The sequence below is a fragment of the Streptomyces sp. NPDC058620 genome (genome assembly GCF_042717135.1).
In the GTDB taxonomy this organism is placed as follows: Bacteria; Actinomycetota; Actinomycetes; order Streptomycetales; family Streptomycetaceae; genus Streptomyces.
The window spans coordinates 1-13,135 of record NZ_JBHXQO010000098.1; the positions used below are offsets into that span (position 1 = coordinate 1).

Consider the following 13,135-nt stretch of genomic DNA (forward strand, 5'->3'; position numbering starts at 1 on the left):
GGACTCGGTCGAGGCCCCGTAGGGTTACGCGTTGATGCGACGTGGGCGGCACCCCGGTCGGGGTGCCGCCCTCTTCTGTTTGCGGCCCGGTCAGTCGAGGTCGAGGCTGCGCAGCACGAGGCCCGTGGCCGGCTTGGGGCCGAAGGAGGTCGACTTGCGCGGCATCGTGACGCCCTGCCTGGCCAGGTCGCGGACGACCTCTTCCCGTACCGGGTGGAGCAGGACCGCCGTGGCGTTGCGGCGCTCGGCCTGCTCGACGGCGGCGGCGGCGTCGTGGATGTACGCGATGCGTTCCGGGGCGTCGGGGATCTGCCAGACATGGTCGAGCAGGGTGGAGTGCAGGACCGTCGCGTCCAGCGTCCGCCATGCCTGCGGACGGTCCGCGGGGACCGTGCGGGCCAGGAGCGCCTCGTCCGGGCGGTCGACCAGGTGGAAGCGGCCGTCGCCCGCGAGCAGGAACGCGTTGCCGTGGGCGTCGGCCCTGGCGAGGGCGTCGAGTGCGTGAGGGAGCGGCCCCTCGACGTCCTGGATGCGGAAGAGGCCGTCCAGGGCGGCGAGGGCGTCGGACACCGGGAGCCCGTGCAGCAGCCGGTGGATGGCACGGACCTGGAGCGGATAGCGGGCCGTGTCCACGAGAAGGACCAGGCCGAAGTCCCAGGGCCCGGGGCGGGTCTGCTCCTGCTGGAGCCTGAGATACGTGGCCCAGCGGTGGTGACCATCCGCGATCAGTGCCTGGTGACGGGAGAGATCCGACTCGATCTCGGCCCTCTCCGCAGGGTCCGTGACGGCCCAGAGGCGGTGGTTGAACCCGTCCTCGGTCGTGGTGGCGAGGAGCGGCGGGCGTGCCACCATCCGCTCGATCACGGCCGTCGTGCCGGTGGGCCGGCCGTCGCTGCGGTAGGTGAGCAGCAGCGGTTCCAGGTGGGCCGCCGTCGTGCGCATCAGGTCGGCCCGGTCCTCGACGACATGGGCCATGACGTCCTCGTGCGGGAGCACGATGCCGTCGGCGGCGGGCGAGAGCGCCAGGGCGCCGATCAGACCCCGCTGCAGGATCTCGCTGTTGCGCTGCTCGTAGACGTACAGCACAGGCGCCGGGTCCGGGGCGAGCACGCCCTCCGCGAGCCAGCCGTCGAGCGTCTCCGCGGCCTGCTCATGGCGGGCCGCGGCCGTGTCGGCCTGCGGGAGGATCAGCCGCACGATGTTGTGCGGGTCCGCGGACTCCAGGTGGTGGAGACCGTCGGGCCTGACGACGACGTCGTACGGCGGTGAGGTCACCGCGGCAAGACTGCCGACCCGCTCGGGGACGTAACGAAGTCCACGGAACGGGATCAGACGCAGCCCCGGTTCTGCGGGACCTGATGTGTTCATTTCTGCATCGTATGTGCGCTCCGCACATACGCGATGATCGGGGGAGAGGCATGAATGAGGAGCGTACGTATATGAGCCAGCAGTACAGGTCCCGACCGCTCGGAAGCCGTGCGGCGCTGAACGAGGCGTACGACACGGCCCTGCTCGATCTCGACGGGGTGGTGTACGCGGGCGGCCACGCCATCGTCCACGCCGTCGACTCGCTGAGCACGGCGCGGGACGGCGGGATGCACCTCGCCTATGTGACGAACAACGCGCTGCGGACGCCGGACGCGGTGGCGGAGCATCTGACCGAACTGGGTGTGCCCGCCGAGGCCGCCGATGTGATCACCTCCGCGCAGGCCGTGGCCCGGCTGATGGCGGATCAGCTGCCGTCCGGCGCACGGGTGCTGGTGATCGGAGGGGAGGGGCTGCGGGTCGCGTTGCGCGAGCGCGGTCTGGTGCCCGTGGAGTCTGCGGACGACGAGCCGGCGGCGGTGGCGCAGGGGTACGGCGGTCCGGACATGCCCTGGGGCCGTCTGGCCGAGGCGAGTTACGCGGTGGCGCGCGGGCTGCCGTGGTTCGCGTCCAACACCGACCTGACGATCCCGAGCGCCCGTGGCATCGCGCCCGGCAACGGCGCCGCGGTGGAGGTCGTCCGGATCGCGACGGGTGCCGAGCCGCAGGTCGCGGGGAAGCCGTTGCCGCCGATGCACCGGGAGACCGTGCTGCGGACCGGGGCCGAGCGGCCGCTCGTCGTCGGGGACCGGCTGGACACGGACATCGAGGGGGCGTTCAACGGGGGTGTCGACTCGCTGCTCGTCCTCACCGGGGTGACGGACGCCGCTCAGCTGCTGGCCGCCGAGCCGCGCTACCGGCCGACGTATGTGGACCGGGACCTGCGGGGACTGCTCACCGGGCAGCCCGAGGTGACGGCGGAGGGCGACGCGGTGCGCTGCGGTGGCTGGAGCGCCTCCGTGCGCGGGGACGAGCTGGCGCTGGAGGGCGAGGGCGACGAACTCGACGGGTTGCGGGCGCTCTGCGGGGCTGCCTGGACGTACGCGGGCGAGGGTTCGTGCGGCCTGGACGCGGGGAAGGTGCTCGCGAGGCTGGGGCTGTAGAGCTGTAGAGCTGTAGAGCCGTAGGGCCCGTGACCGGGGGAGCCCGCGTGGTAGGAGGGTAGGCTAACCTAACTTTCCGTACGGTGGCATGGCTCCCGACCGGCCACGGGGCCGGTCACCCGTACATGAGGCCCACCAACTCCGGGAGTACGACCATGCAGCGCCTCACCGCAGACTCGGTGACCCTCGGCTACGACCAGAGGGTCATCGCCGAGGACCTCTCGGTCGAGATACCCGACAACTCCTTCACGGTGATCGTCGGCCCGAACGCCTGCGGGAAGTCGACCCTGCTGCGTGCGCTGTCCCGGATGCTGAAGCCCAGTCGGGGACAGGTCCTCCTGGACGGGCAGTCCATCCACGCCATGCCCGCCAAGAAGGTCGCGAAGCTGCTCGGGCTGCTGCCCCAGACCTCGATCGCACCGGACGGCATCACGGTCTCCGACCTCGTCGCGCGTGGCCGCTACCCGCACCAGGGTCTGCTGCGGCAGTGGTCGCCCGAGGACGAGCGCGTCGTCGTGGAGTCCATGGAGTCCACCGGCGTCGGTGAGCTGGCCGATCGCTATGTCGACGAATTGTCCGGCGGGCAGCGTCAGCGTGTCTGGATCGCGATGGCGCTCGCCCAGCAGACCCCGCTGCTACTGCTGGACGAGCCGACGACGTACCTCGACATCCAGCACCAGATCGACGTGCTCGACCTGTGTGCGGAACTGCACGAGACCCGTGGGCGCACGCTCGTCGCCGTCCTGCACGACCTGAACCATGCCGCGCGGTACGCCACTCACCTCATCGCGATGCGCGGGGGCCGGATCGTCGCCGAGGGGGCCCCCGCCGAGATCGTCACGGCGGAACTCGTCGAGGAGGTGTTCGGGATGCGCTGCCAGGTCATCGACGACCCCGAGACGGGCACACCCCTGGTGGTCCCGGCCGCGCGGAAGACACGGGCCGGGCTCACGGCCTGAGCGGGCCGCGGACCCCTACAGCAGCGATCTGAGCTTCAGGAGATCCCGGAATCCGGCCTCCAGACGGACCCGGCCCGAGCCCCACGCCTTCGCGAAGTGCAGTTCGCCGTCCACCATGGCCACCAGATCGTCGCCGGTCATCGCCAGACGGATCTGGGCCTTCTCCCGAGGTGGCCCCTCGACGGTGTCGTCAACCCGGATCCGGCCGTCCTTCAGCCGTCCGGTGAAGGTCACATCGAGATCCTTGATGTGACAGCTCAGTGACCGGTCGAGGTCGGCGGCGGCACGCACGTCCCCCTCGGCTCCGGTGAGGTTGTCGGAAAGTCTGTCGAGTGCGCTGCGGCACTCCGCCATGGTCGCCATATCGCCGTCGACGCTACCTCAGCCCTTCGAGGTAGCGTTTCGGCATGAGCGACGACTGGATGCCGGGGCCGGAGACGGCGCCCGGGAGCACTCCCGAGGAACCGGAACCGGTTGCCCCGCCCTCCTTCGAGCCCGCGGCGCCCACGCCCCTCGGTGTCGTGCGCACCCCCACGGGGAACGCCGAGGTGGACGCGCGGCTGGAGCGTCTGGCCGATGCGGACCACCTCGCGGCGGACGGGCACACCGAGGTGTACGAGGATGTACACCGCGGGCTGCGCGACGCGCTGACCGCACTGGACGCCCGGCCCGCACCCGCGCCGATGACCCCGTACGACAACAGGAGCTGAACCGAACGTGGCAGGAGTGGCACGTCGCCGCCTCGACGCCGAGCTGGTACGCCGTAATCTCGCCCGCTCTCGCGAGCACGCGAGCCAGCTGATCGCAGCGGGGCGGGTGACCGTCGGCGGCGCCACCGCGACCAAACCCGCCACGCAGGTCGAGACCAGCGCCGCGGTCGTCGTCACCAAGGACGACAGCGATCCGGAGTACGTCTCGCGCGGCGGGCACAAACTGGCCGGCGCCCTCGGCGCCTTCGTCCCCCTGGGACTGACGGTGGAGGGGCGGCGGGCGCTGGATGCCGGCGCGTCGACCGGTGGTTTCACCGACGTACTGCTGCGGGCCGGAGCCGACCATGTCGTCGCCGTCGACGTCGGCTACGGGCAGCTCGCCTGGTCGTTGCAGTCAGATGAACGCGTCACCGTCAAGGACCGTACCAACGTACGCGAACTGACGTTGGAACAGATCGACGGAACGCCGGCCGACCTGGTGGTCGGCGACCTGTCGTTCATCCCGCTGGGGCTCGTGCTGCCCGCTCTGGCGCGCTGCGCCGCCCCGGACGCGGACCTGGTCCTCATGGTCAAGCCGCAGTTCGAGGTGGGCAAGGAGCGGCTCGGCAGCGGCGGAGTGGTCCGCAGCCCCGAACTGCGGGCCGAGGCGGTACGGGAGGTGGCGCGCCGGGCCGGTCTGCTGGGCCTGGGGGTGCGGGGTGTGACGGCAAGTCCGCTGCCCGGGCCCTCGGGGAACGTCGAGTACTTTCTGTGGCTGCGGGCTGGAGCACCTGAGCTCGATCCCGCAGATGTCGACCGTGCAGTGGCGGAGGGGCCTCGTTGACGACGAATACGGCACGAACAGTATTTCTTCTCGCGCACACCGGGCGGCCGGCCGCGATCCGCAGCGCCGAACTCGTCGTGCAGGGGCTGCTGCGCAACGGTCTCGGCGTACGGGTGCTGGCCCATGAGGCCGCCGATCTGCCGCTGCCGCCGGCCGTGGAGATCGTCTGCGAGACCGGCCCCGCGGCGGTGGACGGCTGCGAGCTGCTGATCGTCCTCGGCGGGGACGGCACCCTGCTGCGCGGCGCCGAGATCTCCCGGGCCTCCGGGGTACCGATGCTCGGCGTCAACCTCGGCCGTGTCGGCTTCCTCGCGGAGGCCGAGCGGGACGACCTGGACCAGGTGGTCGAGCGGGTCGTCACCCGCGCCTACCAGGTCGAGGAGCGCATGACGCTCGACGTCGTCGTGCACAGCAACGGCGACATCGTGCACACCGACTGGGCGCTCAACGAGGCAGCCGTGCAGAAGGTGTCGCCCGACCGGATGCTGGAAGTCGTTCTGGAGATCGACGGCCGGCCCGTCACCGGGTTCGGCTGCGACGGGATCGTCTGCGCGACCCCGACCGGTTCGACCGCGTACGCGTTCTCGGCGGGCGGACCCGTGGTCTGGCCGGAGGTCGAGGCCCTGCTCATGGTGCCGATCAGCGCCCACGCGCTGTTCGCCAAACCGCTCGTGACCTCCCCGACCTCGGTGCTCGCCGTCGAGGTCCAGCCGCACACCCCGCACGGGGTGCTGTGGTGCGACGGGCGCAGGACCGTGGAGCTGCCCGCGGGCGCACGGGTCGAGGTCCGGCGCGGGGCGGTGCCCGTCCGGCTGGCCCGGCTGCACCAGGCATCGTTCACGGACCGCCTCGTCGCCAAGTTCGCGCTGCCCGTTTCGGGGTGGCGGGGAGCGCCCCACTGATCGCCCGGATGCCCGGCATCGTCACCGTTCCGCGCACCGGAGAGTGAACCGGGGACCGGGCCCCGTCGCACACCGGGGTCCGGACCTCGTAAGGTCGTGTCCGTGTTGGAGGAGATGCGGATACGGTCGCTCGGAGTCATCGACGACGCGGTGGTGGAGCTGTCACCCGGTTTCACCGCGGTGACGGGCGAGACCGGCGCGGGCAAGACCATGGTCGTCACCAGTCTGGGACTGCTGCTCGGCGGCCGCGCCGATCCCGCGCTCGTGCGGATCGGTGCCAAGGCCGCGGTCGTCGAGGGGCGGATCACGGTCTCGGAGGGCGACGCGGCGGCGCTGCGTGCCGAGGAGGCCGGGGCGGAACTCGACGACGGTGCGCTGCTCATCAGCCGTACCGTTTCGGCCGAAGGGCGGTCGCGTGCCCATCTCGGCGGCAGATCCGTCCCCGTAGGGGTGCTGGCGGAGCTCGCCGACGAACTCGTCGCCGTCCACGGCCAGACCGATCAGCAGGGGCTCCTCAAGCCCGCCCGTCAGCGCCAGGCCCTGGACCGGTACGCGGGCGACAACGTCGACGTGCCCCACGCCACGTACGCGTCCGCCTACCGGCGGCTGCGCACGGTCGCCGCGGAACTCGACGAGCTGACCACGCGTGCCCGCGAGCGGGCCCAGGAAGCGGACCTGCTGCGCTTCGGACTCAACGAGGTCGCCGCCGTCGAACCGCGGCCGGGCGAGGACCTCGAACTGGCCGCCGAGGCGGAACGGCTCGGCCACGCCGACGCGCTCGCCTCCGCCGCGGCCCTCGCGCACGGAGCCCTCGCGGGCAACCCGGAGGATCAGGAAGCCGTCGACGCCACGACCGTGGTCGCGGCGGCGGGCCGCTCCCTGGAGGCCGTACGGGCCCACGATCCGGCGCTGGCCGGGCTCGCGGACCGGATCGGGGAGATCTCCATCCTGCTGGCCGATGTGGCCGGTGAGCTGGCTGGTTACGCCGACCAGCTGGAATCCGATCCGCTGCGGCTCGCCGCGGTCGAGGAGCGGCGCGCGGCACTCACGGCGCTCACCCGCAAGTACGGCGAGAACGTCGACGCGGTCCTGGCCTGGGCCGAGGACGGAGCCGCCCGGCTCACCGAGCTGGAGGGCGACGACGACCGGATCGGCGAGCTGACGGCGGAACGCGACGCGCTGCGGGGCGAACTCTCCGGACTCGGTCAGGCGTTGACCGACGCGCGTACGGAGGCGGCGGAGCGTTTCGCCGGTGCCGTGACCGAGGAGCTGGCGTCGCTCGCGATGCCGCACGCCCGCGTCTCGTTCGCGATCAGGCAGACGGAGGCGCCGGACGAGGCGTCCGGCATCGACATCGGCGGGCGGAGCGTCGTCTACGGTCCCTCCGGGGCCGACGAGGTCGAACTGCTCCTGGCACCGCACCCCGGCGCCCCGCCCCGGCCGATCGCCAAGGGCGCCTCGGGCGGTGAGCTGTCCCGTGTGATGCTCGCCGTCGAGGTGGTGTTCGCGGGGTCCGCCCCCGTACCGACCTACCTCTTCGACGAGGTCGACGCGGGCGTCGGCGGCAAGGCCGCCGTCGAGGTCGGCCGGCGCCTCGCGAAGCTCGCCCGGTCGGCGCAGGTCGTCGTCGTGACACATCTGCCCCAGGTGGCCGCCTTCGCGGACCGGCAGCTGCTGGTCGAGAAGACGGTCGACGGTTCCGTGACGAGGAGTGGCGTCACGGTCCTGGAGGGCGAGGACCGGGTCAGGGAGCTCTCGCGGATGCTCGCGGGCCAGGAGGACTCGGAGACCGCCCGCGCCCACGCCGAGGAGCTGCTGGCGTCCGCACGGGCGGACAGGTAGCGCGGGCACCGGGGCCGGGCGGGGGCCGGAGCCGGGCGGGGGCCGGGGCCGGGGGCGCGTCGGAGGACGCGCCCGGGCGGACCCGCGGCCCCGGAGCAGGCGCCGACAGGCTGCCCGCCGGGTACCGGCTCCGGCGTCCGGCGGCAATAGCGCGCCATCCGTTTCACCCGTTCGGGTGGGGTGGCCCGGCTCGTTGTCACCAGGCGCACGGCAACAAGGATCCGGCGGTCCCGGAACGTGCGTACGGACTGGCATCCTTGGCGCTGTACGTACCGCCGACTCGGGAGCCCCGGGAGCCATCCAACGTGTCACAGCTGCATACGGTCCAAGTCCTCGGCGGGGGCAGTGCGGGCAGCAGTGCGCACGTCAGCTCGCTGTCCGCGGGGCTCGTGGCCAGGGGCGTGCGGGTCACGGTCTGCGCACCGGCCGAGCTGGACCGCGCCTACGACTTTCCCGCCACCGGAGCCCATTTCGCACCGGTGCCCCGGCGCAGTGACCCCTCCGCCGTCGCCGCGCTGCGTGCGGCCTGCGCGGACGCCGACGTCGTACACGCCCATGGGCCGCACGCGGCGGTACGCGCCGGGCTGGCGCTCAGCGGGCGGCGCACCCCGCTCGTCCTGACCTGGCACACCCGGTCCCATGCCGAAGGCGCCCGGCGCAGGCTGGTGCGTCTGATGGAGCGAAGGGCCGCCCGTGCGGCGGCCGTTGTCCTCGGTACGTCGTCGGATCTGGTCGACCGGGCCCGCAGGTGCGGCGCGCGCGACGCCCGGCTCGCACCGGTCGCGATGCCGCTCGCCCGCTTCCCCGTCAGCGTGCACGACGGCAAGGCGAGGGCCGAACTGGGAGCGGTGGAGCGGCCGTTGCTGATGTCTGTGGGCAGCCTCGTGCCGGCCCACGGCTACGACACCCTGCTGGACGCGGCACGCATGTGGCGCGAATTCGACCCCGTGCCCCTGCTGGTGATCGCTGGGGAGGGGCCGGGCAGGGCGGCCCTGCAGCGCCGGATCAGGGACGAGCAGCTGCCCGTCAGCCTCATCGGCTGCCGGGAGGACGTCGGTGAACTTCTCGCCGCCGCCGATGTGGCGATCCTGTCCAGCCGCTGGGAGGGCCGGTCACTGCTGGCCCAGGAGGCGTTGCGGCTCGGTGTTCCGCTGGTCGCCACCGAGGTCGGCGGCGTACCCGAACTCGTGGGCGACGCCGCTGAGCTCGTCCCGTACGGGAACGCCGAAGCGCTCGCCCGCGCCGTGAGCCGGCTGCTCGGCGATCCGGAGCAGCGCGAGCGGCTCGCGGCAGCGGGGACCGTACAGGCCGCCGACTGGCCGACCGAGGACGACACGATCGCGCAAGTGCTTGCCGTGTACGACGAGTTGGCGCAGCCCCAGTTGGCCCACCCGCGCTGAACCGCGGTCCGGAGCGGGGGTTACGGGGCGTGGCGGCGGGCGCGCAGGGCCAGGCTCAGGGCCAGCACCGTCTGCGGATCGTCCAGATCGGTACCGAGCAACTCACCTATGCGGGCCAGCCTGTTGTAGAGCGTCTGCCGGTTCAGGTGCAGTTCGCGGGCCGTCTCCGCCTTGCGGCCCGCATGGGCGAGATACGCCTCCAGGGTCGGCAGCAACGGGGGCCGCGAGGTGCGGTCGTGGTCTCGCAGCGGGCCGATCGCGCGGTCCACGAACGCCGCCAGGTCCGGATGGTCCCGCAGCCGCCACAGCAGCAGATCGATGTCGAGACGCCGGGCGTCGTACCACGGACGGTCGCTCAGCCCCTGCGCCGCGGCAGCCGTCTCCGCCGCGTGCCGCAGCCCCGCTCCGGCCGCCGCCCAGCCGCCCGCCACACCGACCACCACGACCGGCGGGTGCGATCCGGCGCGCTCCAGGCCGGCGCGTGCCACGCCCGCCCGCAGGGCCGCCGCGACGCGGTCGGACACCGCCGTGCGTTCGGTCTCCGAGCGCAGTCCCAGCAGCAGCGGAACCCTGCCCTCGACCGGCCGTACGCCGAGCAGCACGGGCACGCCGACCGACGACAGCTCCTCCAGGACCGCGCGGGCGAGCAGCGCCCAGTTGCCCGAGGGGGAGAGCTCGGGTGCCATGCGCATCACCACGGGCAGCAGCGGAGCCTCGCCCGGCTTGAAACCGAGGACCTTCGCCTGGGCGGGCGCGTCCTCGGCGGTGATCCGGCCCTCGGCGAGGTCGGTGAGGAAGTCGCCCCGGCCACGTGCCGCCAGCTCCTCCTCCTGGCGCGCCTGCATCAGGACGACGGCGATGAGTCCCGCGGCCCGTTCGGCCGCCATGCGGTGGACGGGCACCAGGGGCCCGTCCACGGCCAGCAGCACGACTCTGGCCCGCACCGAGCCGGCTCCCGCGCCCCCGCCTGGCACATCCACCAGCAGGGCCCCGGTGGGCGGGGTCTCGCGGGCCGCACGCCCGCCGCGCATCCCGTCCCAGACCTGGAGCGGGTCCGCGCTCCCCGGACGTGCCCCGGTGCCCGCCGCGTACAGCAACTGGCCGTCCGCGGTCTCCAGGAAGACCGGGTTGGCGGTGAAGTCCGCCAGGATGCCGAGCACCTGCGGAACCCCGCCGCCGCCCAGCAACGCGTGCGTGCAGCGCCTGTGCACTTCCTCGGCCTGCTGGAGCAGCGCGTAGTGCCCGTTGACGATCTCGGTGTGGACCTCCTCGGTCACCGCCACGAACGGCACCTCGCGGTGCAGCTGCACGAGCGGCAGCCCGGCCGCCCGCGCGGCGTCCACGATGGATGCCGGCAGGCGGCTGAAGCGCGGACCGAGCTCCACGACGAGCGCGGCTATCCCGCGGTCGGCGAGACGGCGGACGAAGGCCCGCTGCTCGGCGGGGCGGGTACCGAGCCCGAGGCCGGTGGTGAGCAGCAGCTCGCCGCCCTTGAGGAGCGAGGCGATGTTCGGCACCTCACCGGCGTGCACCCAGCGCACCGTACGGTTCAGCCGGTCCGCGCCGGCCACGACCTCCGGGAGCCCGCCACGCAGCCCGGGGAGCTCCAGCGCGCGCTGGACGGTTATTCCGCCTTGGGTCTCCACTGACTGTGGCCTCACGCTTCCACTCGGGTCCGGACTGACGTCCTGACCAGGAAGTTACCGGGCGAAGGGGGGCCGTGAACATCGACGGGGCGCCCCCGCCGTGAGAGGGGCCCACCCCGGCTGGACAACTCGTCGCGCGCACGGCCGGTTTGCCCGTCGTTCTGTCGGTATGCCGTGCGTCACACCTGGGCGGCGGGCCGGACGTTGTGGTTGAGATGGAACGCGTTGCCGGGGTCGTACTTCGCCTTGACCGCGGCCAGCCGCGCGTAGTTCTCGGCGCCGACGCCCTCGACGACCCGGTCCGATCCCTCGTTGCCGATGAAGTTCAGGTACACGGCGCCACCGGACCAGGGGCGCATGGCGGCGCGTACGTCGCGTACCCACTGCCGGCTGCGTGCGTCGTCGGAGGGGCTCTCCCAGACACCGAAGGGGTGGACGGCCCAGGGGGCGGAGCGCCACGGCAGCGGGTATCCGTCGGTGTTCCGGGTCACCGCGCCACCCATCGGGAAGAGCACGTGCTGGGTCGCCGAGGGCATCGGAATGTCCGACGCGCGGGCGCAGAACGCCTCCACCGCCGCGTTCGGGAAACTCTCGAGATACTCGGCGGACCAGTAGTTCCGCATGCCGGGCGGGTCGTCCAGCATGCACTGGAGTTCCGCGTACGGCAGCTCGGCGACGACCTCGGCCTCGTGGTCGAGCGCGAGGAGCGGGGCGGCCAGGGCGCGGACCTGCTCCTCCGGTCCCGCGCAGGTGATCAGTGTCGTGCAGACCAGGGTGCCGACCAGATGCTCCGGTACGAAGTCCTCCGGCGGCGCGGTCAGGTAGAGGCAGCCACCGCCCGCCTCGTCCGGCGCCGACTCCATCACGTCGCGGAACGTCTCCACCACGACACGGCCGTCCGCCGGGGGGTGGAGGAGCAGGGCCATGCTCATCGCCGGCAGCTCGTGCAGTTCCAGGGTCAGGGAGGTGGCGACGCCGAAGTTGCCTCCGCCGCCGTGCAGGGCCCAGAACAGTTCGGGGTTCTCGTCGGCGCTCGCGTGCACCGTCTCGCCGTCCGCGGTGACCAGTTCGACGCCCAGCAGGTTGTCGCAGGCGAGGCCGAACTTCCGCTCCAGCCACCCGGAGCCGCCGCCGAGTGTGAAACCCCCGACACCGGTGGTGGAGACCCGGCCGCCCGTAGTCGCCAGGGCGTACGGCTGGGTGGCCCGGTCCAGGTCGCTCATGATGGCTCCGCCGCCGACCCGTACCGCCCGGGAAGCCGGGTCGACCGTCACCGTGTTCATGCGGCGCAGGTCGACGACGAGGCCGCCCTCGCTCAGCGCCATGCCGGCGACGCTGTGTCCGCCCCCTCGCACGGCGATCTCCAGGTTGTGCGCGCGGGCGAAGCGCACGGCGTGTGCCACATCGGTGGGGGACTCGCACTGGGCGATGACCGAGGGATGCCGGTCGATCATGCTGTTGAAGACGGTGCGCGCTTCGTCGTAGCCCGTATCGGCGGGTGTGAGCGCGTCTCCCGCGAGATCCTCACGAAGGCCGGTGAGGTCGGCTTCGGTTGTGGTGCGGGGCGCCATGAGGGCCCCCTTCCGGAGGCGTGACAGGACAGTTCAAGCGTATGCCCCTCTAGGTCTGCTCGCGGAAATGCTGGATAAGCCCTTCCTGCAGCCCCTGGAGTGCCCGACTGGGCTGTTTGAGCATGGAAAGGCGCCTCACCGCTGTGGGGGCGTACTGCGCGTCTGCCTCGATATCACTCGAAGCCGCGGCGGCCAGATACCCGTTGAGAGCGTCCATGGACGACGCCTCATCGGAATCCTGCCCCCTTCGCACCAGATAGCGGTCCAGGGGGGCGGCGTTGTCGGCGGTCACGTTCGCGACCACGGACGGGTGCCATTCCTCCGCGTTGGTGAGCGAGTGATGTGTGTCGAACCGTACGGTGACCGATTCCCCTTCGGGAATCTCCACTTCGTATCGGCCCTCTTCATCGGTGTAGCCGCGGTCAATGAGAGACAGATCGCCGCGATAGACGCTGACCTTGATCATGAAGATCGGCTCTTTGCCGGGAATTGCTCGTACGTACCCGAACATTGAGAGTCTCCTCTCGGCCGGAGCCGGTTCAGTGATCCGCTCCGCGGAAGGAATACGTGAAGCCGCTCCTGGCCCGCTCCCCGGCAGAAGACCGGGGCGAAGCCGGTCCAGCCGTGCCCGGCGCGCAAGCCACCGCTCCGCAGGGGGCGATGCGGAAGCGCCATCTGCCCACCCGTGTAATCCAGTGTGTCCGAGCCCAACTGCTGCCGCCACCCGGGGCGTTTCCGGCGCGCCCCGGTCGTACGCATCGGATACGACCGGGGCGATCCGGGACCACGAGGGGTGGAACCGCCGGCGCGGGAG

The 13,135-nt window shown here is 72.2% G+C and carries 12 protein-coding genes; 7 read left to right on the plus strand and 5 right to left on the minus strand.

Translation table 11 applies throughout. The annotated features are described in order from the left end of the window. Positions 1–90: 90 nt before the first annotated feature. The gene (locus tag ACFWSK_RS36380) at positions 91–1,368 is read right to left on the minus strand and encodes a DUF1015 domain-containing protein (protein ID WP_383796075.1); all 1,278 of its coding nucleotides are present in this window, start codon (positions 1,366–1,368) and stop codon (positions 91–93) included. Positions 1,369–1,439: 71 nt separating this feature from the next. On the opposite strand from ACFWSK_RS36380, the gene ACFWSK_RS36385 reads away from it, so the two are divergent. Beyond that, a complete protein-coding gene (locus ACFWSK_RS36385) occupies positions 1,440–2,468 on the plus strand; it encodes an HAD hydrolase-like protein (protein ID WP_383796078.1) in 1,029 nt (342 codons plus the stop codon). A gap of 155 nt (positions 2,469–2,623) precedes the next feature. Next, positions 2,624–3,427, plus strand: coding sequence for an ABC transporter ATP-binding protein (locus ACFWSK_RS36390; protein ID WP_383796081.1), 804 nt, complete (start codon positions 2,624–2,626; stop codon positions 3,425–3,427). Positions 3,428–3,442: 15 nt separating this feature from the next. On the opposite strand, the gene ACFWSK_RS36395 is transcribed toward ACFWSK_RS36390, so the two are convergent. Then, positions 3,443–3,790 (minus strand): SCP2 sterol-binding domain-containing protein, encoded by a 348-nt coding sequence (locus ACFWSK_RS36395; RefSeq protein ID WP_383796084.1) that lies wholly within the window; start codon positions 3,788–3,790, stop codon positions 3,443–3,445. 44 nt (positions 3,791–3,834) lie between these two features. Between ACFWSK_RS36395 and ACFWSK_RS36400 the strand changes: the two genes are divergently transcribed. The 5 genes from ACFWSK_RS36400 to ACFWSK_RS36420 all read left to right on the plus strand — a co-directional run bounded on the left by ACFWSK_RS36400 (position 3,835) and on the right by ACFWSK_RS36420 (position 9,104). Beyond that, a complete protein-coding gene (locus tag ACFWSK_RS36400; protein ID WP_383796086.1) occupies positions 3,835–4,137 on the plus strand; it encodes a hypothetical protein in 303 nt (100 codons plus the stop codon). 7 nt (positions 4,138–4,144) lie between these two features. Continuing rightward, on the plus strand, positions 4,145–4,960 hold the full coding sequence (locus tag ACFWSK_RS36405) for a TlyA family RNA methyltransferase (protein WP_383796089.1): 816 nt from the start codon (positions 4,145–4,147) through the stop codon (positions 4,958–4,960). Beyond that, on the plus strand, positions 4,957–5,862 hold the full coding sequence (locus tag ACFWSK_RS36410) for an NAD kinase (protein WP_383796091.1): 906 nt from the start codon (positions 4,957–4,959) through the stop codon (positions 5,860–5,862). Before ACFWSK_RS36405 ends, ACFWSK_RS36410 begins: the two co-directional genes overlap by 4 nt. Before the next feature lie 96 nt (positions 5,863–5,958). Beyond that, on the plus strand, positions 5,959–7,704 hold the full coding sequence (recN, locus tag ACFWSK_RS36415; RefSeq protein WP_383796093.1) for a DNA repair protein RecN: 1,746 nt from the start codon (positions 5,959–5,961) through the stop codon (positions 7,702–7,704). 305 nt (positions 7,705–8,009) lie between these two features. Next, positions 8,010–9,104, plus strand: a complete 1,095-nt coding sequence (locus ACFWSK_RS36420) for a glycosyltransferase family 4 protein (protein WP_383796096.1) — start codon at positions 8,010–8,012, stop codon at positions 9,102–9,104. Positions 9,105–9,124: 20 nt separating this feature from the next. Here the strand turns inward: ACFWSK_RS36420 and ACFWSK_RS36425 are convergent, their stop codons facing one another. From ACFWSK_RS36425 to ACFWSK_RS36435, 3 genes are all read right to left on the minus strand, one after another. Beyond that, complete coding sequence (locus tag ACFWSK_RS36425; protein ID WP_383796100.1) at positions 9,125–10,750, minus strand: PucR family transcriptional regulator; 1,626 nt, start codon at positions 10,748–10,750, stop codon at positions 9,125–9,127. Between the two features lie 179 nt (positions 10,751–10,929). Next, complete coding sequence (locus ACFWSK_RS36430; RefSeq protein ID WP_383796102.1) at positions 10,930–12,321, minus strand: FAD-binding oxidoreductase; 1,392 nt, start codon at positions 12,319–12,321, stop codon at positions 10,930–10,932. Between the two features lie 49 nt (positions 12,322–12,370). Continuing rightward, positions 12,371–12,832, minus strand: a complete 462-nt coding sequence (locus tag ACFWSK_RS36435) for a carboxypeptidase regulatory-like domain-containing protein (protein WP_383796104.1) — start codon at positions 12,830–12,832, stop codon at positions 12,371–12,373. Between the last annotated feature and the right edge of the window lie 303 nt (positions 12,833–13,135).